This window comes from Streptomyces sp. NPDC001985, from assembly GCF_040296845.1.
GTDB lineage: Bacteria > Actinomycetota > Actinomycetes > Streptomycetales > Streptomycetaceae > Streptomyces.
Genome location: NZ_JBEOYB010000046.1, coordinates 1 through 25,013, shown reverse-complemented (window position 1 = coordinate 25,013; position 25,013 = coordinate 1). Strand labels below are relative to the sequence as shown.

General features: G+C 72.2%; 19 protein-coding genes. 8 read left to right on the top strand and 11 right to left on the bottom strand.

Features of this window, described 5'->3' with window-relative positions:
* Positions 1–768: 768 nt before the first annotated feature.
* The gene (locus ABT122_RS21165) at positions 769–1,266 is read right to left on the bottom strand and encodes an ArsI/CadI family heavy metal resistance metalloenzyme (protein ID WP_351554301.1); all 498 of its coding nucleotides are present in this window, start codon (positions 1,264–1,266) and stop codon (positions 769–771) included.
* 91 nt (positions 1,267–1,357) lie between these two features.
* On the opposite strand from ABT122_RS21165, the gene ABT122_RS21160 reads away from it, so the two are divergent.
* The 3 genes from ABT122_RS21160 to ABT122_RS21150 are packed head-to-tail and all read left to right on the top strand — an operon-like array spanning position 1,358 to position 3,283.
* The gene (locus tag ABT122_RS21160; RefSeq protein ID WP_351554299.1) at positions 1,358–1,756 is read left to right on the top strand and encodes an ArsR/SmtB family transcription factor; all 399 of its coding nucleotides are present in this window, start codon (positions 1,358–1,360) and stop codon (positions 1,754–1,756) included.
* The gene (arsB, locus tag ABT122_RS21155) at positions 1,753–2,871 is read left to right on the top strand and encodes an ACR3 family arsenite efflux transporter (protein ID WP_351554296.1); all 1,119 of its coding nucleotides are present in this window, start codon (positions 1,753–1,755) and stop codon (positions 2,869–2,871) included. Before ABT122_RS21160 ends, arsB begins: the two co-directional genes overlap by 4 nt.
* Positions 2,864–3,283: an arsenate reductase ArsC gene (locus ABT122_RS21150; RefSeq protein WP_351554294.1), complete on the top strand. Its 420-nt coding sequence runs from the start codon at positions 2,864–2,866 to the stop codon at positions 3,281–3,283. The genes arsB and ABT122_RS21150 overlap by 8 nt, the downstream gene beginning before the upstream one ends.
* Positions 3,284–4,024: 741 nt before the next feature.
* Here the strand turns inward: ABT122_RS21150 and ABT122_RS21145 are convergent.
* The 6 genes from ABT122_RS21145 to ABT122_RS21120 all read right to left on the bottom strand — a co-directional run bounded on the left by ABT122_RS21145 (position 4,025) and on the right by ABT122_RS21120 (position 13,465).
* Positions 4,025–7,618 carry a hypothetical protein gene (locus ABT122_RS21145; RefSeq protein ID WP_351554292.1) on the bottom strand — a complete coding sequence of 1,198 codons (3,594 nt, stop codon included), beginning with the start codon at positions 7,616–7,618 and terminating at the stop codon, positions 4,025–4,027.
* Between the two features lie 90 nt (positions 7,619–7,708).
* Positions 7,709–9,424, bottom strand: a complete 1,716-nt coding sequence (locus ABT122_RS21140) for a hypothetical protein (protein WP_351554289.1) — start codon at positions 9,422–9,424, stop codon at positions 7,709–7,711.
* Positions 9,425–9,610: 186 nt separating this feature from the next.
* Positions 9,611–10,639, bottom strand: coding sequence for a polyprenyl synthetase family protein (locus ABT122_RS21135; protein WP_351554286.1), 1,029 nt, complete (start codon positions 10,637–10,639; stop codon positions 9,611–9,613).
* Between the two features lie 3 nt (positions 10,640–10,642).
* A complete protein-coding gene (locus ABT122_RS21130; protein ID WP_351554283.1) occupies positions 10,643–11,962 on the bottom strand; it encodes a hypothetical protein in 1,320 nt (439 codons plus the stop codon).
* 47 nt (positions 11,963–12,009) lie between these two features.
* Entirely contained in the window at positions 12,010–12,381 is a 372-nt protein-coding gene (locus tag ABT122_RS21125; RefSeq protein WP_351554280.1) for a hypothetical protein, read from the bottom strand.
* 100 nt (positions 12,382–12,481) lie between these two features.
* Positions 12,482–13,465, bottom strand: a complete 984-nt coding sequence (locus ABT122_RS21120; protein ID WP_351554277.1) for a hypothetical protein — start codon at positions 13,463–13,465, stop codon at positions 12,482–12,484.
* 389 nt (positions 13,466–13,854) lie between these two features.
* On the opposite strand from ABT122_RS21120, the gene ABT122_RS21115 reads away from it, so the two are divergent.
* The 3 genes from ABT122_RS21115 (at position 13,855) to ABT122_RS21105 (ending at position 17,047) form a co-directional block, all read left to right on the top strand.
* Positions 13,855–15,150, top strand: a complete 1,296-nt coding sequence (locus ABT122_RS21115) for a hypothetical protein (RefSeq protein ID WP_351554274.1) — start codon at positions 13,855–13,857, stop codon at positions 15,148–15,150.
* A 189-nt stretch (positions 15,151–15,339) separates the two neighbouring features.
* Positions 15,340–16,563: a TerD family protein gene (locus ABT122_RS21110; RefSeq protein WP_351554271.1), complete on the top strand. Its 1,224-nt coding sequence runs from the start codon at positions 15,340–15,342 to the stop codon at positions 16,561–16,563.
* A gap of 52 nt (positions 16,564–16,615) precedes the next feature.
* On the top strand, positions 16,616–17,047 hold the full coding sequence (locus ABT122_RS21105) for a cupin domain-containing protein (RefSeq protein WP_351554268.1): 432 nt from the start codon (positions 16,616–16,618) through the stop codon (positions 17,045–17,047).
* Between the two features lie 92 nt (positions 17,048–17,139).
* Here the strand turns inward: ABT122_RS21105 and ABT122_RS21100 are convergent, their stop codons facing one another.
* The 4 genes from ABT122_RS21100 to ABT122_RS21085 all read right to left on the bottom strand — a co-directional run bounded on the left by ABT122_RS21100 (position 17,140) and on the right by ABT122_RS21085 (position 22,538).
* On the bottom strand, positions 17,140–17,526 hold the full coding sequence (locus tag ABT122_RS21100) for a VOC family protein (RefSeq protein WP_351554265.1): 387 nt from the start codon (positions 17,524–17,526) through the stop codon (positions 17,140–17,142).
* A gap of 214 nt (positions 17,527–17,740) precedes the next feature.
* Entirely contained in the window at positions 17,741–19,039 is a 1,299-nt protein-coding gene (locus tag ABT122_RS21095; RefSeq protein WP_351554262.1) for an MFS transporter, read from the bottom strand.
* Positions 19,036–20,949, bottom strand: a complete 1,914-nt coding sequence (locus tag ABT122_RS21090; RefSeq protein WP_351554259.1) for an outer membrane protein assembly factor BamB family protein — start codon at positions 20,947–20,949, stop codon at positions 19,036–19,038. The genes ABT122_RS21095 and ABT122_RS21090 overlap by 4 nt, the downstream gene beginning before the upstream one ends.
* A gap of 941 nt (positions 20,950–21,890) precedes the next feature.
* Positions 21,891–22,538 (bottom strand): SRPBCC family protein, encoded by a 648-nt coding sequence (locus tag ABT122_RS21085; protein WP_351554400.1) that lies wholly within the window; start codon positions 22,536–22,538, stop codon positions 21,891–21,893.
* Positions 22,539–22,875: 337 nt separating this feature from the next.
* Between ABT122_RS21085 and ABT122_RS21080 the strand changes: the two genes are divergently transcribed.
* Positions 22,876–23,529, top strand: coding sequence for a TetR/AcrR family transcriptional regulator (locus tag ABT122_RS21080; RefSeq protein ID WP_351554256.1), 654 nt, complete (start codon positions 22,876–22,878; stop codon positions 23,527–23,529).
* A 210-nt stretch (positions 23,530–23,739) separates the two neighbouring features.
* A complete protein-coding gene (locus tag ABT122_RS21075; protein ID WP_351554253.1) occupies positions 23,740–24,621 on the top strand; it encodes a universal stress protein in 882 nt (293 codons plus the stop codon).
* The last annotated feature ends 392 nt before the right edge of the window (positions 24,622–25,013 follow it).

The following is a 25,013-nucleotide window of genomic DNA, read 5'->3' as shown; positions in this document are numbered from 1 at the left end:
GGGTCACGGGTGGCTGGTCGCGGGTATGGCCGTGCCCTTCTGATCGCGGTCGTCTGCCCGGGCGGGCTGTTGCCCTGGCCGGCACGGCACACCCGGCCGCGGCCGGAACGGCAGGCTTCCGGGCGCGGATGGTCATGGTCCAGCCGGTCAGGGACACGGCAATCGCCGGCCTGGTGACGCGGGCGGCTGTGGCGGAACAGCCGCTCCCCCATGGTCACGGACGCCCTGGGCCGGATCTACGGACGCTCGGTGACGCCGGACTCCCGAAGTGCCGGACGCCATGCCGGGCGAACGCGTTCGTCGCGGCCGACGGCAGCGGTCCGTCCCCGAGGGCGCAGTCCGGCTGTCCACCCGGTGGTCCTGGTCGCGGTCGTGGTGTTCCTCGGCCTGACGACCGTGGTGGCGGAGAGCGGGGCAGCGAGCGGACGGGCAGGTGACGTGGCCGTTCCGGCGTCTCTGGCGATGATGGCGGCCGGGTGTGAGTGGGATCGCCGGAACCCGCCCCCTGGCCGAAAGCGATGGTGAGGATGGCCCAGAGGCGCAGGGCGCGGGCCGTCCCGATCCGGCCTGGGTGATCGACGATGGCCCGGCCGGTTTCGACCAGTGCTCCGGGGGCTGGGAGTTCCCGCGAGGTGTCGCTCCGCCGGTTCGCCGGCTGGGCGCTGAACGGCGCTGACCGGGCAGCTCGTGCCGGGGGAAGTCGCGGCCTCGGCGTGACACGGGCCCCGGTTCCCGGTGCCGCCCGCAACCGGGTGGCTGCCCGCCCGGTCAGGTGCCGCAGGCGCAGCCCGCGACAGCCGGGGCGGACCTGTCGTCCCCGTCTGCCGCGCCCCGCGCGGTGCGGCGGGCGCCGGTCGCGGGGTCCTGGACGGGGGCCTGGCCCATCCGGTCGGCGTCGGCCTTGACGACGTAGATCTCCCAGGGCTCGTGGCCGGGGCCGTGGACCCAGACCTTGTCCTGGAGCGCGTAGCAGCAGGAGGTGTCGTTCTCCTCGAAGGTGGCGAGACCGGCCTCCTTGAGGCGGGTGGCGGCGGCGGTGACGGTTTCGGTGGAGTCGACTTCGACGCCGAGGTGGTCGAGGCGGGTGTCCCCGCCTTCGCCGCCTGCCTCGCCTTCGATGAGGACGAGCTTGAGCGGAGGCTCGGTGAGGGCGAAGTTGGCGTAGCCGGGACGGCGCTTGGCGGGCTCGACACCGAACAGGCGGGTGTAGAAGGTGACCGATGCTTCGAGATCGGGGACGTTGAGGGCGAGCTGGACGCGGGACATGGCAGTCTCCTCGGACCGTCTGTATCGATGTCTGTCAATGTCTTGCGCTGTCGAGCTTGCCTCCTGGATCGAAGTTCGTCAACATAGAAGTATGTCGAATCAAGAGCTTCCGGTGATCGGGCAGGCCACCACGGTGGAGGGCTGCTGCCCCGGGCTGCTGTCAGCCCCGCTGGACGAGGACCAGGCAGCGCTGCTGGCGAAGGTGTTCAAGGCGCTGGGCGATCCGGTGCGGCTGCGCCTGCTGTCGATGATCGCCTCCCGCGAGGGCGGGGAGGTCTGTGTCTGCGACCTCACCCCGGCGTTCGACCTGTCCCAGCCGACGATCTCCCACCACCTCAGGCTCCTGCGCGAGGCCGGGCTGATCGCCTCCGAACGGCGCGGGACATGGGTGTACTACCGGCTGCTGCCCGAGATGACCGACCGGCTCGCCGGCGTACTCACCCGGCCCGCGGGCGAGCCCCTGTCCGAGCCCGCCGGGCTCTCCGCGTGACCACCCCGGCCGTGACAGCGGGCCCGGTGGCGTCCCGGCTCTCGTTCCTCGACCGCTACCTCGCCCTGTGGATTCTCGCCGCGATGGCCGCCGGCCTGGGCTTCGGACGCCTCGTCCCGGGGCTCGGCGACACGCTCGCCAAGGTCACGGTGACCGGGGTTTCGCTGCCGATCGCGCTCGGCCTGCTGATGATGATGTACCCGGTGCTGGCCAAGGTCCGCTACGACCGGCTCGACACCGTCACCCGCGACCGACCCCTCCTGGTCTGGTCCCTGGTCCTGAACTGGGTGATCGGCCCGGCGCTGATGTTCGCCCTCGCCTGGATCTTCCTGCCCGACCTGCCGGAGTACCGCACCGGGCTGATCATCGTCGGGCTCGCCCGCTGCATCGCCATGGTCATCATCTGGAACGACCTCGCCTGCGGCCACCGCGAGGCCGCCGCCGTCCTCGTCGCGGTGAACTCCGTCTTCCAGGTCGTCGCCTTCGGCCTGCTCGGCTGGTTCTACCTCGACCTGCTGCCCGGGCGGCTCGGCCTGACGACCACCGGGCTGGACATCTCCGTATGGGAGATCGCCCGCTCCGTCCTGATCTTCCTCGGCATCCCCCTCGCCGCCGGGTTCCTGACCCGCCGCATCGGCGAGAGGACCCGGGGCCGGGAGTGGTACGAGACGGCGCTGATCCCCCGGATCGGGCCGTTCGCGCTCTACGGGCTGCTGTTCACGATCGTGGTGCTCTTCGCCCTCCAGGGCGAGGCGATCACCTCGAAGCCGGTGGAGGTGGCCCGGATCGCGCTGCCGCTGCTGGTGTACTTCGCCGTGATGTGGGCCGGTTCCATGGCGCTCGGCCGGGCGGCGGGACTGGACTATCCGAGGACGACGACGCTCGCGTTCACCGCCACGGGCAACAACTTCGAACTCGCCATCGCGGTCGCCATCGCCACCTTCGGCGCCACCTCAGGGCAGGCCCTCGCGGGCGTCGTCGGACCGCTGATCGAGGTCCCGGTTCTCATCGGCCTGGTCCATGTCGCTCTGCGGGTACGCCGTTTCTTCCCCACCGCCCCCGTCCCCGCGGCCGGTCCGGCCGCCACCGTCCCGGAAGGCCCCACCCGTGTCTGACTCCGAGCCGAAGCCGTCGGTGCTGTTCGTGTGCGTCCACAACGCGGGCCGCTCACAGATGGCCGCCGCGTTCCTCACCCACCTCGCCGGCGACCGGGTCGAGGCCCGCTCCGCCGGGTCCCGGCCCGCCGACGCCGTGAACCCGTCCGCCGTGCGGACCATGGCCGAGGCCGGCATCGACATCTCCGCCGAGACGCCGAAGGTCCTCACCGCTGAGGCCGTACGGGCGTCCGATGTGGTGATCACCATGGGCTGCGGCGACGCCTGCCCAATCTTCCCCGGCAAGAGCTACCTCGACTGGAAGCTCGACGACCCGGCGGGGCAGGGCGTCGAAGCGGTCCGTGCCATCCGTGACGAGATCGAACGGCGCGTTCGGGGCCTGCTCCCCGAACTCCTGCCCGAGCGCGACTGAAGTCCGCCCGGCCCTGCCCCGCGCCCTTCAACTGGCTCTCGCGGGCGGCGTTTTGCGCGATCGTGATCAAGAGCAAGATCAAGGTGAATGCTGATGGCGACGTTCCTCACGGTGGCCGCACGATGGCCGCCTGGTGGTGGGGGGTCGCGTTGCGAGCCGTCCAGGGGTGATGGCGATGAGGGCGCGGCGGTGCGCTGGAGAGGGCTATCCCGCGCGTGCGGGGACGACCGGGCGAGAGTCGAGTCCGCCCCTTTCAAGCGCGGACTACCCCCGCGTGCGCGGGGACCACGACTTTTCCGTCTGGGAGCGGGAGTATGCGCCGGGACTACCCCCGCGTGCGCGGGGACCACACTTCCTGACCTGTCGTTCCTTCACGTGATCATGCTGTTTTGCCTGACCTGCTTCAGGACAACTCCCCCGCACCGTCGTCGTACCGGCCCCCGCAGGCTCGGGGCTCGGTAGCACCGTATCCCCCGGAGCAGTCATCGCGCCGACGGTTCCGTCCGCTGGTCGAGCAGGGCGCTGGTCCTGGTGCGTTGTGCCGGAGCGGTGCGGCTCAGGGCAGACCCTCTCCACGCGTTTCCGCCCGCAGGCGCCGGACAGCGTCTTCTCCCTGATGTTCAGCGGGCGTTCAGGCGAAGAATGATGCCCTCGGCGGGCGGCAAGGGGCACCGCGGACGGGACCACGCGAGTGGTCAGTGTTCACCGTTCCCCACCCGGCCTGGGGCGGCGGACGGAGCCCTACGTCAGCTCCGCCGCCTTCCCCGTGGCACAGTTCTTCATCGCCTCCCAGATCCCCTCCCCCAGGCTCTCGAAGAGCTTCTCCGGGTTGCTCTGGAGATAGCCCACGATGTCGTCCCACGACTGGACGCCGAAGCTCAGATCGAGATGGAATCCGACCAGATGGACGCCCTCGAGATAGGCGTCGCAGTCGCCCGTCAGGCGCAGATTCGCGCCGTTGCCGTCGACCAGCAGATCGAAGCCGCCGTGCGCCGTGATGCCGACCAGACTGCCGCCGGGGACGGGGATGCCGCCGAGGAGGGCCGCCCGGGGGAGGTTGACGCCGAAGTCCAGGCCGACATCGGCCGCGGCGTGCAGTCCGGTCGAGGCGTCGAGGGTGCAGGTGACCTCCGACGTCAGGATGGTCAGCAGATGGGCTTCGAGGGTGAACGCGAAACCGCCGGAGCCGAGTTCGGCCTCGACGGCGACGGATATCCCCAGCAGGGCGACCTTCCCGGAGAGGGAGAGGATCTTCTCGGGGAGGTGGTGTTCCTTGATGCCCCGGGTGTCGAGGAGGTAGCGGGGGCCCTTGGTGCCGTTGGCGTCCGAGAGGGTGAACCACTCCCCGATGGTCAGCGGCTCCGCGATCGCGCTGTCGGCGTGGATGCCGTCGTTGCCGACACCGATCTCGAAGCGCCAGTTGTTGCCGAAGAAGTCGACGTTCCCCTTGGCGTAGTAGCCCTGCTCCCAGTGCTCGCCCAGCGGGCTCGTCCAGCCGCCGGGGACCGTGACGGCGCAGAGCATCAGCTCGTGCAGCACGATCTTCCGCAGGAAGTCGAGCGCGTCCGGCGGGGTGAGGACGATCGCCAGGATGTCCCGGAGGGAGACGCCCTTGGACCGGTCGGCGGTGGCGAGGGAGAAGCGGAACACCGTGATGAAGGGTTCCGGTTCGAGTCCGCCGACGACATCCAGCTCCAGACCGGCCTCGCCGACGGTGATGGTCCCGCCGAGGCCCAGGGTGAGCCCGCTCGTGCCGCCGCCGATCTGCGCCCAGAACGCCTCGATGTCGAAGCCGTCGATACCGAAGGCGTTCTTCCAGGCGGGCCCGCCCGGTGGGGTGTCGGCCTCGATCAGACGGCGGGTCGCGTCGTGCACGGTCCGCCCGTCGCCACTGGTCACGGGGGTGGCCGAGAGAGCCGTACGGCCCGGTCCGTCCAGGACGAGGGCGTGCCGGCCAGGGGCGAGCTGACCGGCGGCCGTGCCGAGGGCGGAGTCGGCGGGTTTGAGGGTGAGGAAGAGCGAGAAACCCTCCTCGGACACCGTTCCTCCGGCCACGAACTGGAGCAGTGTCTCCGGTGCGGAGCCCATCGCGGGAACGGTGAAGTTCCAGGAGGTCTCCAGGGTGATTCTGAGCTGGGCCGGCTGGATCTCCACCTCCAGTCCGCCGAAGCCGGGCCGCAGTCGCTGCTCGGCGACGGACGCCCTGAACACGGAGTTCCGCACCGGTGAGGTCAGGACCGCCAGCAGGTGGACGCCGGTCGCGGCGCCGTCGAAGAGAGCCTTCAGCGGCTCCAGCGGGCCGGTGAAGCCGATCTCGGTGAAGAAGGTGAGGCCCTTGTCCAGGGTCGCCGGGAAGGTGTCCGGGGCCGAGTCCGCCGCGAGGGTGACCCCGTCGGCCGAGCAGACGGCGGCTCCGGACTTGGCGAAGGTGATGCCGCCGAGGATGCCCAGCACATCGGACCAGCCCGGGACCTGGTCGGGCGACCAGGCCCAGCCGTCCTGCCAGAAGGCGGCGGCGAACAGGGTGCCGTCACCGCCCTTCGCGGCCTTCCCGACCAGGGTCAGCGCCGTGGCCCCGGCGAACTCGACGGTGCTGCCGACCGTCAGCTCGTACCCCTTGCCCTCGTCCGCCTCACTCGCCTGGGCGGCTCCGAGGCGCAGGCGCACCGTCGAGTCGCGCAGCTCGACCTCGGGCAGACCGTCGGGCAGGGGGATGTCGACCCGGCAGGCGAGGGCTTCGAGGAGGGCGGTGAGATCGGCCTCGGGAAGGGTGCCGCCGAGTTCGAAGCCGCCGGGGAGGTGCCAGGCGGCGTCGAAGACCAGGGAGCCGTCACCGCTCTCCGGGCCGAGCGTCGCGCGTGCGGCGACCGTGCCGGTGGTCTTCGCGGCGCCCCCGTCCGGGAGGACCCCGGCCCGCTCCGCGCCCCCGGCCCCTTCCTTGGCGCGCTCCACCTCCAGGGTCGCCTGTTCGAGGCGGAGGACGGCCGCGCCGATGCCGATGTGCCACTCGGTGGTCACCGTGGCCGAGAGGCTGTACTCGCCGCGCGTGGGAACGGCCGTGCCATGGAACTTCTTCAGCGTCAGATCCGGTGCGCCGCTGAGGTCCGCGCCCGGGAGGAAGTGCCGGAGCACGTCCTGGAGCCTGGCCGGGGTCTCCTCGTCGAGGGTCAGCTCGAAGCTGCCGGGCGGGATCGCCGCGGCGGCGTGCAGGGCGACCGCGCCCGCCACGGCGAAGTCCCCGTATCCGGTGACGGTGGCGGCGCGGGCCGGGGTGAGCGGCGCGGTGACGGTCAGTTCGGCCGCGACGCCCGTCACGGCGAGGTCGTCGCCCGCGATGGGCCACGGGACATCGGGGGCGGCCACGGCCCGGACGGTGATCGCGGTCAGGGCGGCGGCCAGGCCCTGGCCCGTCTTCGTCCCGTCGAGGCGGATACCCAGCTCCGCGAGCCGGACGGCGCCGCCGAGGGTGTATCCCTGGGAGGTCAACCGCTCCACGGCCGCTCCGGTGCCGTACCACCCTTCGAGGACGGCCGTCCCCACCTCGCCGTCCGGCAGTGTGTCCACGGCGAGCACGATCTCGCTCCCGGCGGCCGGGACCGGCGCGCTGAGGCTCGCGCCGACGCCCTCCGCCAGTACGACATCCGCGGCCAGCCGGAGTCCGTACGCCAGGGGTGGGCGCTCTCCGCTCGACCCGGCCCACAGCGAGAAGTCCCCGCCGAGATCCGCCGACGGCTCGGGTACGGAGCGCAGCGCGATGTCGGTGACGACCTCGGCTCCGACGGGGCGGCGCGCCACGGGCCCGGTCAGCGAGAGGTCGGTCCCCGTGCGGCGGACCAGGCCGGCGAAGGGGCCGAGCGGTGCCGGGTCCCGGACCACGGGCGCGTGGAGGGTGAGGCCCCGGCCGAGCGCGGGGCGGCCGTCGCGGGCGGGGCGGGGGACGGAGGTGAGGAGCAGCTCGGGCGGGCGGTCGCCGAAGGCGAGGCCGGCCAGGTCGCTGCCCCCGGTGTCGGGGAAGGAGACGGGGAGCGTCCAGCCCCCGGGGGTCGGGAGGGGGAGGAAGAGGGTGGGGTCCTGGTTGACGGGGTCGAGGCCGAACTCGGCGCCGGTGACCCGGGCGCCGGTGATGCCCAGGGCGCCGAGTTCGCCGCCGACGACGACGGTGCCGGTGTCCGGGTGGTCCTCGCGGTGCAGGGCTCCGAGGGTGAGGGTCCGGTCGTCGAGCCAGGTGGCGATCAGCGCGGCGGCCGGCCCGCTGCCGAGGTCGGCCGCCGCGAGGGTGAGGGTGTCTCCGGTGGTGTGCCGGTCGAGGAGGGCTTGGAGTTCGGTGAACCGCATGCGGGAGACCTTCCGGGCGGGGGCGGGCGGTCGTACGGATGCGGGCGTGCGGGCCGCTCGGCGCGCGGACCCGCTCCCGCGCGGCCTCGGTCAGCCGCCCAGCTTCCGGGCGATCACCGTGCGGGCGTTGTCGGTCAGGGCCCGGGCGATGTCGTCCTTGCGCGCGGCGGCGCCTTCCCGGACGCCCTCGATGAAGCCGTCCTTGATCTCCTCGGTGTTGAGGATGGTGTGCAGCGCCTGGTCGGGGAGGCCCTCGACATGGACGGCGATGTCCAGTCCGGACGGGTCGACATCGATGGCGAGCGAGCGCAGCCCGATGGTCAGGGAGTCGGCGTCGGGTCCCGAGAAGGAGAGGCCGAGGGTCGCGGAGGGCTGTCGCGCGGTGGTCGTCATGGTGCCGTCGAGCTGGTCACCGGAGTTGACGAAGGTCGCCACCACGGCGGCGTCGATGGTGATCGGCGTGCCGGAGATCCGGCCGAACCGCAGGGTCGCGTCGACGCCTTCGGCGACCAGGGTGGCGTCCTCGTCCGGGATGAGCGCGTCGGCGATACCGCTGATGGTGACGGAGTTGAGGGTGAAGTTGACCGGGACGCCCATGACCTGCTGGTCGCCGAGGTCGATGGTGTCGATCGACAGGGGGTCGAGCTTCGGGTCGTCGGCGGACGCGACGACGGCCGGCGGATAGAAGCCGGAGTCCGGGTCGTTGAGGGCGGCCCGGGCGCGGTCGAAGAGATAGACCTCCAGGGGCCCGTCGCCGGCCGGGGGCCGGCCGCCGCCCGTCGGGAGCGCCCCGGTGCCGAGAACGCTGTCGAGCGCCTGCGCCAGTTGATCGGTGACAGCGCCGGAGAACTGGGTGCGGAAGTCGTCCGCGTCGAGCGCGGCGCCGAGTTTGGCGGTGAGGGCGGTGGCGGCGTCGGGGCTGTCGAACGCCAGCACCGCTGCGCCCTTCCAGGCCTTGCGGTTGAGGTCGGTGACGGTGTCGCCCTCGATGGTCAGCTTGTCCTCGTCGAGGGTGTACACCGGTGTGGAGACCACGGCGACGGAGTCGACCGTCACCTTCGGCGCGCGGCCGGAGCCGCTCCCGGCGGTCTCGATGGTGAGCCGGACGTCGAGTTCCACGTTCTCGATGGTGAACTCGAACGCCCCGTTGCCCTCGATCGTCTGGGACGGCCACTCCACCCCGTACGCCGTGAGTCCTCCGGCGGGGACGGTGGTCGGCGGCCTCAGGTCCTCGTCGAGCTGTGCCGGGCCGTCGGCGGAGTCCGAGCTGTCGGCGGAGTCCGGGTCGTCGATCACCACGACGTGCTGGACGAGGCGGTAGCTGCCGTCGACCGTGATCCGCGGCTGGTAGCCGTGGCCGTCGTAGGCGGCGGCGGTGACCCGTACGGTCCCCTGGTAGCCGTTCTCCGTCGCGACGATGTCGCTCAGCTCGCCGACGGAGGCGTTCGGCAGTCCGGTGATGGTGACGGTGAAGAGGGTCAGCGCCGGGAACGGGTCGTCGCGGTCGCGCTGGCTGTCGAAGTCGTCGAGGCTGTCCGGGATGCCGCTCGCCCCGTCGCGCTCCGCCCGCTCCCAGGCCGCGCCCACGAAGTTCCACCAGGCGACGGCGATGGAGTCGGCGGCCGTCGTGCCCGTGTCGCCCGGCAGCTCGCCCAGCTCCCACTCGTCCACCTTCAGCGGGGACAGTCCGCGCCCGTCGGGGGTACGGACCGCCTCCAGGGTCTTCGGCAGCCAGTAGGGGCTGTCCGGGTCGTTGGCCCGCTTGCGCATGGTGGCGTAGACGAAGTCGACCAGGGCCGCGGTCATGCGGTGCTCCTTCTCGGGAGGGCGGATCGGCGGGTGGCGGATCGGCGGATCAGCGGGGGCGGGTGGATTCGGCGGGTGCGGATGCGGGGACGCGAGGGCGGGGGCGGGGGCCGGGAGGCGGGGGCCGGGTCGGGCCGGTCATGGGCTCCGGTCCGGTCAGAGTCGGTCAGGGCCGGTCAGGGCCGGTCAGGGTCTCCGGTCGACGATGTGCAGTGCCAGGTCCTCCAGCGCGTACCGGTGGGGGCTCGCCGCGAAGGGGCGCAGCAGCTCGATGGCCTCCAGCGCCTGGGTGCGCGCGTCGGCGTAGGCGCGGGAGAACCCGGTGGTCCCCCGCACCTCGGCGACACACCGCTCCAGCCCTCCGGCGTCCAGGGGCTCACCGCGCATCACCCGGCTCACCCGGTGCTCGGGCCCCAGCTCCTCCATGGCGTACACCAGCGGCAGTGAGGCCCGGCGGCGCAGCAGATCCATGCCGCGCGGCTTGCCGGACCCGGCCTCGTCCTGGGCCAGGTCGAAGAGGTCGTCCATCACCTGGAGGGCCCGGCCGAGCCGGCGGCCGGCGAAGCCCGCGCGGCGGGCGTCGCTCGTGCGCCCGTCCGCGAGGGTGACTCCGGCCTCGGCGGCCAGTCCGAAGAGGACGGCGGTCTTGCGGTCGGCGGTGCGCCAGTAGTCCTTGATCAGACGGGCCGGCTCCTGGTGCAGATCGGCGCGCAGCTCGTCCAGTTCACCGCAGCCGATCTGGAACGCGGTATCGAGGACCAGCTCGATCAGCGCCATGTCGCGGTCCCGGTCGATGGTCCGCACGAAGCCCCGGATGGCCTGGACGAACTGGAGGTCGCCGATGAGCACGGCGGCCTCGGTGCCGCGCGCGGCGTTGACCGACGGCAGCCCCCGGCGCAGCGCCGACCCGTCGACGATGTCGTCGTGGATCAGGGTCGCCACATGCAGCATCTCCAGGGAGACCGCCCCTTGCAGCACCTTCCCCGGCAGCGGCGCGGAGCCGAGCACCATCCGCGCGGCGAGCAGCAGGACGGCCGGGCGGAGGCGCTTGCCCTGCCGGTAGAGCGCGCGCTCGGTGTCGCTGAGATACTCCTGCTGCGGGGCGAGTGCCTCGTCGAGGAGGGCGTCGAAGCGCGGCCGGTCGTCGGCGAGCAGCCCGGCCCAGATCCCGGCGGTGACATCCTCGGCGGGGGCGCCGGTGGGAAGGATGAGCACGGGTCAGGACTCCCCGTCCCCGGCGGGGCCGTAGCCGGCGATGCCGGTGAGCGCGGCGTGCCGGAGGGTCTCGGCGACCGCGTCCCGGAGCAGTTCCTGTACGAACCGCATGGTGCGCAGCCGCTCCCGGGCGACCTCGCCGGCCGGGCCCCGCCACTCGGCGTCGTCGATGTGCAGGGCGAGCGGGGGCAGGGTCACGGTGGCCTCGCCCCGGGCGGGGTCGCCGGTGACGCGGATGTTCTCCAGACGGGCGTGGCAGTCGCCCCAGTGGAGGGTGTCGGTGGCGGACTCCCGCTCCCGCGCCCTGTCCTCGTAGGCCTCCTTGCCGAAGGCCCGGTAGCGCGCGCGGTGCTCGTCCGAGAGCGGGAGCCACTCCTCGGGTTCGTCCTCGGGTGCGGTGTCGTAGGTGCCGTGGACGAGTCCGATGTAGCGGTCGACCTCCTCGGGTGTGGTGGCGCGCACCTCGCCGGAGTGCTGGTCGATGGAGGTGTAGACCTCGTGCTGGGTCATCGGGTTGACCAGGTCGCCGCTGTTGCCGGTGTCGTTCACCGCCGTGGCGAACCGCTGGGCGGCGTCGAGCGCGTCGCTGTACTTGTCCTGGGCGTCGGCGGCCGCGAAGCTCATCTCGAAGGAGAGCGCGCTGGTGACATTGACGTACTGGATGAAGGCGTTCGCGTTGTAGCTGGTGTGGTGGTCCGGGTCGGTCCAGTCGTTGACCGCGCTCGCGCTCTCGGGCGGTGTCCGGGGGTCCGTGGTGTCGAAGGTGTGCGCGGACATGCTCCGGGTGGTGCCGTTTCTGCGCCAGTTCTTTCTGAGGGTGCTGGAGGTGTCGAAGAGGTCGTAGAAGGTCTCGTTGTTCTTCCCGTAGGTGATGAGCAGTTGCTGCCCCTTCTCGGTCCGCATCAGCTGGTCGCGGTGGCTGTCGGCGCGGTCGCGCCACTTCCGCAGGGTCTCCTCGTCCGGCGGCTCGGGGGCGACGGCGTCGCGGGTCGCGGCGGGGAGGGTGGGCCGGAGCGCCTCGTCGGAGAGGGGGCGCAGATGGCCGGCGGTGTCGAGGTCGCGGATCTCGTCGGGGCGGGCGTCGAGCGCGTACCGGCCGGTGAGGACGAGCGCCGGTATCCGGTACGCGCCCTCCTCTCCGGCGACGGCCTCCGGCCGGCCCTCGGCGCGAATCCGGAGCGCGCCGAAGCGGATGCTGAGGGAGCCGGTGGGATATCCGACCGTGCCGGGCATCTCCACGGTGCGGGCGAGGGGGTAGCCGGGGGTGTCCGCGAGGTACAGGGGCCGGGGTTCGGTGCCGGGGTCGGGGTACGGGGTGCTCACGTACGTCTCCTGCGGTGAGTCGGACCGGTGGACGGGGAGCGCGCGGGTCAGGAGATGTCGGCGGTCCCGCTGATCATGAGCATGTCGCCGTGGGCGGCCAGTTCCGGTGATGCCAGCGATATCTGGATGGTCGCCCCGCCGATCGGGATGCCACAGCCGATGGGTGTGTCGAGCGGGATGTCGGGGGTGAGCCCGGTGATCTTCCCCTTGACGATGTCCGGGGCCGCTTTGGCCAGATCGTTGACGAGGCCGGAGAGCGCGTCGGCGAGGACGGTCCCGGGGGTGAAGGTGACCTGTTCGAGATCGAGATCGGTCACCCGCACCGTGAGGGCGGTGTCCGAGATCCCGGTGGCCTGGACGGTGACGACGGGCGGGTCGGGGGTGTAGCTGACATCGAACTCGATGGGGGCTGTGCCCATGGCGGGGCCTCTCCTGGCTGGTCGCTGCGCCGGCGTCTCCTCGGTGGAGCGCCGGTGGGATCACCCGTGGATCTCCGGTGCGTCACCCGTCGATCCCCGGTCACGATTCATGGCCCGCCTTGGTCAGGGCACAGCCGCCGCTGCCGTCCGGGGAGGTGGGGAAGAGGTCGAGTTCGGCGTGCCAGTCGATGTCGACCCCGGCGGACGCGGTGGTGGGATCGGTGCCGACCGTCAGATTCGTGGCCTGGCGGAAGGTGGCGTCCCACTGGGCGGAGGCGAGGAACTCGATGGTCTTGCTGTCCTTGGCCAGTTGCTGGTTCTCGTACTTCTTGACCGCCGCCGTCAGCAGTTGTGTCAGCAGACCCCTGCTGATCAGTGTGAACACCTCCTTGTCCGTCGGCCAGTCCGCGGCCTCGGCGCGCACCGCCCGCCTCTGCTGCTGTTGTTCCTGTTCCTGTTCCTGTTCCTGTTCCTGTTCCTGCTGTTGTTGCACCTGGGTCGTCGAGGCGAGGACGAGATGGGTGGGGATGACGTCCACCTGGACGAGGTCGAGGGTGACCGTCTGCCCGAAGAGGTTCTGGGCGGGGATCTTCAGCCCCTGGAGCAGGGTGGTGCCCTGGTTGAGGAGTGCGGGGACCACGACGTTCTTGACGATGATGCTGGTCGGTCCGGCCGGCAGATTCTCCAGCCAGGCGCCCAGGGGGACGGCGGTGATACCGCCGCCGCCCAGGGTCAGCTGAAGGGCGACGGTGACCTTGCCGGTGACCTCCGGGAGCGGGGTGCCCCCGACCGAGCAGTCCGCCTGGAGCTGTTCGGTGACGAACTGGAGCACCCCGGAGTCCGGGAGGTCCGTGACACCGTCCGCCTTGATCATCTCGTTCCAGAGATCCGGGCCGGGCGGGGTGAGGGCCAGTGTGGGCGCGTCCAGGAAGTCCCAGGCGAAGGTGTACGCCGTGCCCTCGATGGGGTCCGGGGTGACGCTGCCCCGGAACGCGTCACGGTGCTGGTCGTGGGCCGTCCGGAGGCCGGAGTTGAGGGCGTCGGTACCGACTCCGACCGCGAGATCGAAAGTTGAATCGCTCACGGCGCCATCCAAAGCCACCCCGGGTGGCCGCACCACAGCTTCCCTCGCGCTGTCGCAAATCCGCGCTCGGACAGTGGTGAACGCGTCTTTCCCGGGTGGGCGCGCCAGGGGCGCGTGAGTGGGGCGCGCGGCGGAGAGGCACCTCGGTGAGCAGGGGCGCTGTCCCACTGGATCACCATGTTCCCGATAGATCTCCACTGTCGGAACTGGCCACCTTGGCAGGAAACAAGAGGTTGTTACCGGACATGTCGACTTAACGAGATGTCCGGCCCGGTGTACGGGGGACGGTATGACGGGTCGGCGGCACCGGGCGCTTCGCCGGTGGGCCGGCCGTGCCCCGGGCGGGACGAGGGCCCGTGACCACCACTTCGGACAGAGGGAGTCGGACCATGAGTTACGACCTTGCGGTCGGAGCCGATGTCGGCATCGTGAACAGAGTGGCGGAGGAGGTCTACGGCCAGTTGTATCCGCGGTGCTTCACCGGTTCCGAGCCGTACGACGACGATGACGTCCCCACCACGGTGACCTGGGACGTGAAGAGCGCGCCGGTCTTCGATCTCACTCCGCCCTCCTACTCCGACGAGGAGTTGCGCGCCCGCTTCACGGAGAACGGCGGAGCGCGCCGGCTGACCGGGGAGGAGGTGGCGGAGCACGCCGCCGCCCTGGGCGCGTCGCTGGACGGGAGCACCTTCCAGGTGGTCCTGAGCCCGGTCCATGTCACCGTCGACGTGGGCGAGGGCGAGGACCTGGTGGAGGGGGACATCACCGTGACGGTGGACGTCCAGGCCGGAACGGACCGGTCCGGGCTGCTCACCCTGAATCCCGTCAAGGCCGTCGCCAGTGACACGAGCGAAGTCCAGAAGGTGATTCTGGACAATGTGGTGCTGCCCGCCCTCCTCGCCCAGTCCCGCGAGATCCTCTCGGGGATCACACTGCCCAAGCCGGACATCCCGCTGCTGAATCTGTCGTCACCGGTCCCCGTGATCCAGCCGGAGCGGGTGGTGGCCGCCATGAATCTGGTGGAACACGGCGTTCCGCAGCCGCCCTTCCCCGAGAGCTGGCCGTCCGGCGGCTTCTTCGCCCTGCTCGGTACGGACACGGTCCAGCGGATCGCCGAGGCCGCCACCACCTATCTCGACGGGATGCCCTTCGACGCCGGCGACTCCGAGGACTTCGGCATAGGCACCGGCTACTACCAGGCGACGGTCGCGATCCACCAGGTCCGGTGCGAGGTCGTGGACACCGAGATACCGACGGTGCGTGTCAACGCCTCCGTCACCGGCAGCGGGAGCGCGGGGATCGAATGGCTCTGGGGCGGGTCGACCGACGCCTTCTTCGATCTGGCGCTGGAGCCCGATCCCACCATCACGCTCAGCCTGTCGATGTCCGGAACCACCCTCAAGGCCACCACGGAGAGTGTCAGCTCCTTCGATCTCCGGATCTATCCGCACGACGACCTCGTCAGCGTCATCGCCTCCTGGGTGGCCAACGCCCTCTCGTCCGTCCTCGGCGGGCTCGTCGGTGACGCGTTCGACGGCATCGATTTCACCCTGGGCGACCTCCCGGCCGTCCCCATCGACGTGGACCCGGTCCATCTGGAGGTGACACCGGTGGACCTGGCCCTCGGCCGTTTCGGCGACGCGCTCTCCCTCCAGGGCGACGTGGCCATCACCAGGCGCCCCTGAGCCGTCTCCCGCGGATCGGGCCGGACCGGACCGGTACGGCTCCCTCCGCCGGTCTCCGCCGTGTGCGGTGCCGGCGCGCGGCGGGCACGCCTCGAACGCCCGGGTTTCCGGGCACGCGGGGCGGCCGGTCCGGCGCGCTCCGACGGACGGGCTGGTCACAGACGTGCCCGGCCACGCATGATGGGCCGTATGGGTCAGATGATCAAAGGTGGGAACTGTGTCGTTCCCTCGGTTCCCCTCCGGGTCGTGGTGCGCCACGACAGCAGCGCCGGAGCCCCCGCGCTGGATGTGATGACGCTGCTGCTCGACTCCGTCAGCGGCCGGATGCGCGGCCCGCACGACCTGGTCTCCTCCGGACGGCCCGTGCATCCCTCGGGTGCGGTCCGGCACGGCGGCGGGGGCGGTGGCACGCACTGGATCGAGTTCGACCCGGCGGCGGTCGAGCATCCGGTCGACCGGGTGGTGCTCGCGGGCACCACGCCGGGAGGTGTGCTCGCCGCCCTGACGGACCCCGTGGTGGAGGTGTTCGCCCCGGACGGCGAGAGCGTCGCCCGCTATCCGGTGACCGGGGCCGGGACGGAGACGGCGTTCGTCTTCGGCGAGTTCTACCGGCGGGCCGGCGGCTGGAAGTTCCGTGCGATCGGCCAGGGGTACGCCTCCGGGGCCCCGGGCCTCACCGCCGACTACGGGAGCACGAACGCCCCGCCCGCCCCCGCCGGCCGGACCCCGCCCGCACCGCCGGCGCCCGTCGTCCCGCCCGTGGCGGGTCAGGTGGCCATGGCCCCGCTCACGCCCGTACCGGACGCTCTGCCCGGAGCCGTACCCTCGTTCTCCCCCGTCTGGTCCTTCGGGCCGGTCTTCGCGCCCTTCGTCTCCCAGGGCCTGGGCACGGGAGTCGTCGACACCAGGGGCGCGGTCCCGCCCGGCCCGGTCCTCGTCGAGGCGGTGTTCCGGGGTGAGGACTTCCACTCGGTCTGCCCGCTCGGGCGGAACAACAAGGACGAGATCTCCGTGATCTGCGGCATGGACGACTACCGGGGCGGCGCCCCCGTCCAGTCGGACGGCAACCGCGCGCTCCGGCTGAAGGTCGAGACCGGGGAGAGCTGGACCGTCACGGTCAAACCACTGGCCGCCGCCCGGCGTCTGGAGGGCACCCTCACCGGGGCGGGCTCCGAGGTCTTTCTCCACACGGGCGGGCCCGTCGACCTCGCGGTGGAGTACCGGGGCGACGAGAACCTCATCGCGCACTACTACGAGATCGCGGGCCTGAGCGGGCTTCCCGAGGACCCCGAGAACCTGATCAATGAGATCGGCGCCCGCCGGGTGACCCTCCCCCTCCCCGCCGGCCCCCTGCTGGTCTGGTTCGAGTACGCGGAGGGACCGTGGACGATCACGTGCGGGCCGGTGCGGTGAACGGCTGATCCGGGCCGTTCCGTCCAGCGGGCCGGGCCCGCAGGATGGGACCGTGACGGATTTATCTGATCTGGTGGCCCTGCTCGGTCTGCGACCGCATGTCGAGGGCGGGTGGTTCCGGGAGACCTGGCGCACCACGGCCGCGACGGTCCCCTCCGGCTACGGCGGCCCACGGCCCTTCGGTACGGGAATCTACTTTCTGCTGCATCCCGGGGAGGAGTCCCGGTGGCACCGGGTCCGCTCGGACGAACTCTGGCTGTGGCACCGGGGAGGGCCGCTGCGCATGCGGCTCGGAGGGAGGGGCGAGACCCCCGGGGAGGCGGTCGAGTCGGTTCTCGGGGGGAGGGTGGAGCGGGGTGAACAGCCGCAGTTCCTGGTCCCGGGCGGGGTCTGGCAGAGCGCGGAGCCCGCGGGTGACGAACCGGTTCTGGTGACGTGTGTGGTGGCCCCGGGGTTCGATTTCGAGGACTTCGAGATGGAGTGAGGGCAGCCGTCCCGGCCCCCGGCGGACCCGGCGCGGGGTGTCGGCGCCGTTCACGCCGGCGCTGTCCGCGTCGGCGCTGTCCGCGTCGGCGCCTACGCGCCGTGCGCGATCTGGATCAGGTTGCCGCAGGTGTCGTCCAGCACCGCGAAGGTGACCGGGCCCATCTCCTGCGGCTCCTGGGTGAAGCGCACACCGAGCCCGCGCAGCCGGTCGTACTCGGCGCGGACATCGTCCACGGCGAAGGAGGCGGCGGGGATGCCGTCCTTGACCAGCGCGGTCTTGTACGGCTTCACCGCCGGGTGGCCGTCGGGCTCCAGCAGCAGTTCGGTGCCGTCGGGGTCCTCGGGCGACACCACGGTGAGCCACCGGTCCGTGCCCACCGGGACCTCCTGCTTCTTCACGAAGCCCAGCACCTCGGTGTAGAAGCGCAGCGCCTTGTCCTGGTCGTCGACGAAAACACTGGACAGATGGATTCTCATGGGGTGCTCTCCGGTGCGTCGGTCCCGGGTCACCGGGTCGCGAAGCGCTCCGGAGTCCGGCCTGTGCGGATCGTGGAACATCTAGCATCTCCGGCACCGCGGGACAACCAGCCTCGCGGGCCGGAGGGCGGAAGACCGCTCGGGCCGCACCGCACCGGAGCACCGGAGCAGTGGGCCGCTTCCGCCGCCGGGACCCGCCCGTGTCCGGCGCTCCTCACTTCTCCGCGCCGGGCCGGGAAGGGGCCGGTGAGTCCCCGGCCGTCCAGGCGCTCCGCGTGCGGTGCAGGTACCACAGGCCCGCGCACGCCACGGCGCCGAGGGCGAGGAAGGTCTGCCGGGTGCCGAGAGCCTCGCTGAGCAGCGGGGTCACCACGGGTGAGAGGAGCGAGGCGGCACCGGTGAGGAGCCAGAGCAGCCCGGTCGCGCGGCCCAGTACCTCCGCCGGCAGGTACTTGACCCGCATCATCACCGCCGTGCTCAGCACCGCGCCCTGTCCCAGGGCGCCGATGACGAGGGCGGCCACGAACAGCGGCCAGAACGGCACGGCGAGCAGCAGGAGGGAGAGCGTCCGGACCACCATGCCGAGCCCCAGCGATCTCCCGGGGTGGAACCGCTTGCGCTGGGCGACCAGGAGGTTCCCGGCGAGCATGGCCACGTTCATCGCGGTCAGGGCACCGGCGGCCTGCCGGCTCGACAGGTCCCAGGTGTCCCCGAGGTCGTAGACGATGAGCGCGTTGAGGCCGGTTCCGCAGGCCACACCCAGGGCGAGCTGTGCCACCAGCATCGCCAGAATCCGGTGGTCGCCGCGGACCGCCCGCCAGCCCTCGACGAGTCTCCCGGAGCGGGCGCCCCCGCCGGGTTCCGCGCTCGCGGGGGCGGCGGGCGGGGGCGGCCGGATGCCGAACGCCCATACGACGATGGGAGCGAAGAGCGTCAGCAGATTGAACCAGAGCAGCCCGATGTAGCCCAGCCAGGGCAGTGTCGCCGCGACGATCAGCGGACCGATCAGCGTGGTGGCGAAGAACAGGCTGTTCAGGGTGCCGCGAGCGCGCACCTTCCGGTCCGGGAACATGGCGGGGATGCCCGTCATCCACCCGGCGCGATAGGCCGATCCGCCGATCGCCAGCAGCAGCGCGCACAGGAACAGGGTGGCGGACCCGTCGTGGCCGGCCCGCAGGAGAAGGGTCATGGCCAGGGCGGCGGCGGCCTGGAGGAGGAGCCCGGGCACCACGAGCACCCGGGGCCCCCAGCGGTCCGCGACCACCCCGAACGCCGGGGCGAGCAGCATCGCCGCCGGTACGGCACCCGCGAGCAGCGCCATCACCGCCAGCGAGCCGGTGCGTTCGTACATCAGGAGGGGCAGCGCGGTGGCGTACACCGCCTCCCCGATGTTGTTGGCCGTGTTGCCGGCGGCGAAGACATTGAACCGGGCGCTGCGAAACGGCGACGGCTCCCACTCCTCCTTCGCGGGTGTCGAGGAGGACTCCCCGCCCGGCGCGGAGGCGACGGTCACCGCCGGGCTGCCGCTGCTTCGGTCACCGTGCCGCCCCGGACAGCCGGTGAACCGGGCAGCCACAGATCGCGTACGGCCGTGAGCACCTCGCCGCCGCTGCGGTCCAGCCGGTACAGCCGCAGATAGCCCCCTCGGCCGCCCACGACGATGTAGGCGTCGCCGTGCGCGCCCCGCACGGCCGCCACGCCCTTGGCGAAGTCCGGCAGATCCTCGTGCAGGGCGAGCAGCTCGCCGGACGTCCGGTCGAAGGCGGCGATCTGCATGCCGTAGGTGACGGCACAGAGGGTACCGTCGATGACGGCGCAGTTCTCGGCGGTGTTGTCCAGCAGTTCCACGTACTGATGGTCCGGTTTGTCGCTTCCCACCTCGAACTCCCGGACGCCTCCCCCGCCGGTGACCCTGACCCGGTCGCCGTCCACGATCAGACGCTTGGGGTAGTTGCCCAGCTCGACGGACCAGGTGGACGCGGAGTCGGCGCCGTAGGCGTTCATCCGGCCGTTGCGGGTCGCCAGCAGGCGCTGTCCGTCCGGGAGGTAGGCGCCGGCCCAGGCGCTGGCGGGCAGGTTGTCGACGCGGCTCGTCTCGGCGCCGGTGGCCGCGTCGTACTCGATGCCGCCGGCGTTGCAGGCGACCAGCAGCCGCGCGCCGTCGGGGGACAGGGCCAGGGTGTGCGCGATGCCCGGCAGCTCCCGTTCCCAGAGCGGCGTCCCGTCACCGGAGACCCGGCGCAGGGTGCGCGGCCAGAACACACCGGCCCATCCGTCCTCGGTGACGGTGAGTCTGCGGGTGAAGCCGGGGCCGCCGGTGTGCCCGCCGGTGACGCGCAGGGCGGGGTGCCCGGGCTCGGGCTCCACCAGGCTCAGCCGTACCGCTCCGTCGTCGGTCGCCGCCAGCAGCTCCCGCTCCGCTCCCGGGACGGGCTGGATGTCCCAGACGCACTGGCGGGCGAAGCCCAGGGTGTTGAGGACCGTCCCGTCGGGGCTGAGCGCGGTCACCTCGCCGTCCTGGGTCAGGACATGGACCCGGCCGTCGTCGGTCACGGTGATGTCGGTGATCTGGTGGGTGAAGCCGCCGATCCGGTCGGCCACGGTCAGTGCCGGGGTCGAGTTGTCGAAGATCAGCAGCTCGCCGTCGAAGCCTCCGCTGTACGCGCGGGAGAAGTCCGGGGAGAAGACCAGACCTTCGACGTCGTTGCGGGCGAAGTCCAGCCGCTGGTCGAGGGTACCGTCGAGCCCGACGGTCACCACCCCGTTGGCGATCTTGTACGTGTCGCCCAGACCGGCGTCGGTCGTCGCCCAGAACCGCTGGTGGCGCTCGTCGTAGACCACCCGGTGCACATTGGAGGTGTCGACCTCGACGACCTTCGGGAACGAGAGTTCGTCCAGGGAGCCCAGATGGATTCTGCCGTGCCGGTCGGAGACCGCGTGCACACCGGGGGCGTCGGTGCAGAACCACTCCAGCATGTCGTAGCCGTGCGGCCAGAGCACGACCCGGTCGACGGTGAAGCCGGCCAGGTCGACGACCACGAGCTGGAAGTAGCCGTTGTTGACGTACATCTTGCCGTCCCAGACCCCGATGCCGCGCAGCATCGTCGGTGAGGGCTGCTCACCCTCCATCAGGAACCCGCGGTTCACCGTGCTCCGGGCGTCCAGCCGGTCGGTCAGCGCGAGCGTCTCGATGTCCCACCGCGAGATGTTGCCCCTCTTGTCGCGGGTGAGGACGGCGTCCTCGCTGAAGGCTACGGCGTACAGCGGGTCGCCCGACGGGTCCTGGGCGGTGACGGTCGAACGGGAGGAACGGACACGGCGCAGATCCGCGTCGAGCCAGTGCAGGCGTCCACGGACATCGGCGGCCAGGATTCCCCGCCCGGGGCGGTTGACAATGCGGGTGATGCGTTCTTCGTTCGGCACGGGGACGGTCCTCCTGGGAGCGCGGCATGGGGTGCGTACGGCACAGGGCGCCCGGGAGGGCGGCCCGCTCCCCGGGGCGGGCGGTGCTGCCCCGGGGAGCGGTTCACTCATGATGCTCCCGGTACCGGGTCGTCGTTCTCCGGTACCGGGTCGTCTCTTTCGGATCGTGCCGGGCTCGCGGGCCCTGGCACCGCGCCTCGCCGATCCGGCCCGATCAGAAAGGAACTCCCTAGATGTCTCCTCGGATGACGCGGCGCACGGGCTTCGGCATGGGAATCACCTCGCCTTCGACAAGAGCGGGGCGGAGCGGGCGGGAGAGGGTCCGGGCACGGACCGCCTCCGAGGCCGCCGGAGTGAGCGCCCGGCGGCCGGTTCAGGGCGCTACGGCAGGGCGGCGGCGGTCACCGCCGGCACGCGGCGCGGATGCTCGGGGGCGGCGCCGGCCTGCGGCTCTCCGGCGCGTCCGCGGTCTCCCGGAAGCTCGCCCGGTGTGCCGCGACGCCTGTCCGGCGGTTGGCAGGCACTGTGCCGATCAGGTGTGGAAGCCGTCTCAGGTCTGAACCCCTCGCCGCCCATTCCCCACCCCCGAATGCGTCGACCCCGGCTGTGTCGCCCGAATTTCGCATGAGGTGCGGTGGAGCTACCAGGGTAAAACAGGACGGCCGGTTCTCCTGTGGCCGGACTCGCCGAAGGGCTCCCGGCCGTGCGCCGCCCGGCCAACCCCTCCTCGAACGGGGAGATGGCGGCTCGACGCACCGCCCGGAGGGGGCACGGGGGTCGCGATGACACCCGGGGCCGGAAAGAGGCGAACAGGACATTCCCCTGCGGTCGATCATGTCGGCGGATGGCTCGATGAAATCATCCCCCGCGGGTGTGCCCTGGGGCGCCGGTGGCGGACACGCCGGAGCGCGTCCGGTCTTCTCCATCGGGCAATTCCGGCTTCAGTGGGCCGGGTTGCGGGTGCGGTCGCGGGCCGCGCCGTGGGCCGTGTCGTGGGCCGTGTCGTGGGCGCGGGCTTCGGCGGCCGTCTTCAGGTCGCGCAGCCACGCTTCGAGGCCCTGGCGGAGGATCTCGGTCGCGACGGGGACGTGCGCTTCGACCTGGGGGCCGGTGTGAGTCTCCTCGGTACTCACCCGGACACCGCCCCTGACCTTGGTGAAGGTCCACACGTGAACGCCGTCGATACGCAGTCCGTCGGCGATCGCGGGACCGGTCCAGCGGATGCAGGAACCGCGCCTGAGCTGCTCGACGGTCGAGGTGATCTCCAGGCTCGTGGCGGGAGTCACCGGGTTGGGCGGCACCGGCATCGTCCACCGGAACGCGGAACCCGTCCGGAAGGGGCCGTGGTCGAGACGGTCCGCGCCGGTGACGGCGGCCTTCCAGGCCGGCCAGCGCTCCACATCGGCCTGGAGCCTCCACACGGTGTGCGGCGGTGCGTGGATCACGGTCTCGGTCCGGTGGCGGACGAGGGCGGCGGGGTCGACCCCTTCCCCCCGGCAGGTGAGGGGCTGACCGGGGTGCGACGGGGCGGCCCCGGCCGGCGCGGCGGCGGTGCCGAGGAGACCGGCGACCAGCGGGAGGGCCCACAGCGCGGCGCGGACCCGGGAGCCGGTGCGGAAGCCGGTGCGGGTGCGGGAGGTGGTGCCGGTGGCCGCGTGCGTGCCGGTACGGGTGGTGGCGCGGGCGCCGGTCTCGGTCTCGGTGGTGGCGGTGGCGGTGGCGGCGTGGGTGCCGGGCATGGCGTTCCTCTTCTCCGTCGGTCTCTCAGCCGATCGGCGCGTCGCCCGGAGAACGGGCGCCCACCGAAGAGCCTCTTGCGTTCGTGAGAAGTTATAACGCTATGCCTCACGGGCGGTCAACCACCACCGTGATAGCTTCTAACGAAATTTGAGGGCTGTAGCCCCACGGACGAGGGAGGAGGCGGTCGTGCCGAGGACGGATGCCACGACACCGAGGGAGCGCTACCGCGCCCAGGTGCGGGCCGAGGTCAAGGAACACGCCTGGGAGCAGATCGCCACGGCGGGGGCGTCCGCGCTCTCCCTCAACGCCATCGCCCGGCAGATGGGGATGAGCGGACCGGCGCTCTACCGCTACTTCGCCAGCCGGGACGACCTGATCACCGAACTCATCCGCGAGGCGTATCTGAGCCTCGACGACACCCTCCGCGCGGCCTCCGCCGACGGCCCCGATCTGGCCGCGCTGGCCCACGCCCTGCGGGGCTGGGCCCTGGAGGACCCCCAGCGGTATCTGCTCGTCTACGGAACCCCGGTCCCCGGCTACCACGCGCCCGACGACATCACCGGCATCTCCGGCCGGATCATGGCGACCCTGCTCGACGCGTGCGCGGCCCTGGCCCCGGAGGGCCCCACCACACCGTTCGGCGCCCATCTGGACGGCCACCGGAACTGGGCCGGGGACCACCCCGCCCCGTCCACCGCCCTCCAGCGGGCCCTGACCGTCTGGACCCGGCTGCACGGACTCCTCTCCCTGGAGCTGGCGGGCCACTTCGGCGGGATGGACTTCGACCCCGCCCTGCTCTTCGAAGCCGAGCTGACCGAGTTGCTGGCACCCCGGGCCTGACCGCCCGGCCCGGCTTCCGCCCCTCCCCCGCCGACGGGTCGCGCACCGGCCGCCGGCCCGGTGGCGACGGGCCCGGGTGTCCCCGCCCGTCAGGGCTGTCCGGCCCTCGCGCCGGGGCCGTTCGGCACATGCGGGCCCGGCTCGCCCGCCGGACACTGGAGACAGGCGGTGACGCCGGTACGGCGCACGCGGAAGAACGGAAGTGCTGTGATGAATGGTCCGGTCGTCGTCGGTGTGGACGGCTCGAAGTCGGCGCTCACCGCGGTGGAGGTCGCGGCCCGGGAGGCGCGGCTGCGCGGGGTGGGGCTCCATGTGGTGCACGCCTTCATCTGGCCCACGCTGCATGTCTCCCTCGGCCCCTCCCCGGTCGGCCCGAAGGACGGCGGACTGCGCAACACGGCCGAGCGGCTGCTCTCCGACGCCGTGACCCGGGCCCGGGAGACCGAGCCCGGCGTCGTGGTCACCCAGGACCTGGTGACCGGCGAGGCGCTGACCGTGCTGGAGGCGCAGTCGCGGGACGCGTCCCTGGTGGTGGTCGGCAGCCGGGGGATGGGCGGGTTCATCGGGCTGCTGGTCGGTTCGACCGCGGTGCACCTGGCCGCGCACGGGCGGTGTCCGGTCCTGGTGGTGCGCGGCGACGCGCGCGGCACCGGGCCCGTCGTGGTGGCGGTCGACGGCTCGCCGGAGGCCGGCGCGGCCATCGGCTTCGCGTTCGCGGAGGCGGCGGCGCGGGGCGCCGAACTGGTCGCCGTCCACGCGTGGAACACCTGGACCGAGCGCGGGGACGACGACCCCGGGTTCCCGGAGAACCTGGTCGACGGCATCGACCGGATGCGCGCGGCGGAGGAGCGTCTCCTGGCGGAGGCGCTCGCCGGGTGGCAGGACCGGTATCCGGAGGTCACCGCGCACCGGCGGCTGGTGGAGAACCGTATCCGGCAGGCGCTGATCGAGGAGACCGAGCAGGCGCAGTTGATCGTGATGGGCGCGCGGGGCCGGGGCGGCTTCGCCGGGCTGCTGCTGGGTTCGGTGAGCCAGGCGCTGCTGCACCACGCGCACTGCCCGGTGGCGGTGGTACGCGGCGACCGGCCGTGACCGCCGGCCGGCGGGCGGCCCGCGCCAGGGGGTGCGGGCCGGGCCGGCGGAGGCGTCCGTGACCGTGCCGGGGGCCGGGGGTGATGAGGTCCCGTCCGGCGGCGGCTCCGGGACCTCCTCGCGGGTAGGGGCCCGCACGGGGGTGCCCGCGTCGGCGCGGGTGCGGATGCCTCGTCCCGCCATACCGCGCCGGCATAGGTGCGGGTGCGGGTGACCCGTCCCGCCGACCCCGCGTCGGCCCAGGTCCGGGCGACCCGAACCGCCCCCACCGCGCCGGCAGGCGCAGTCCACCCGTCCCACCGTCACCGCCGCCGCGCCGGCAGCCGGTGGTCTTCCGGCGCTGAGGGCCCCCGCACGGACCTCCGTGCGTCGCGGCGGCAGCGCGGGGGCCC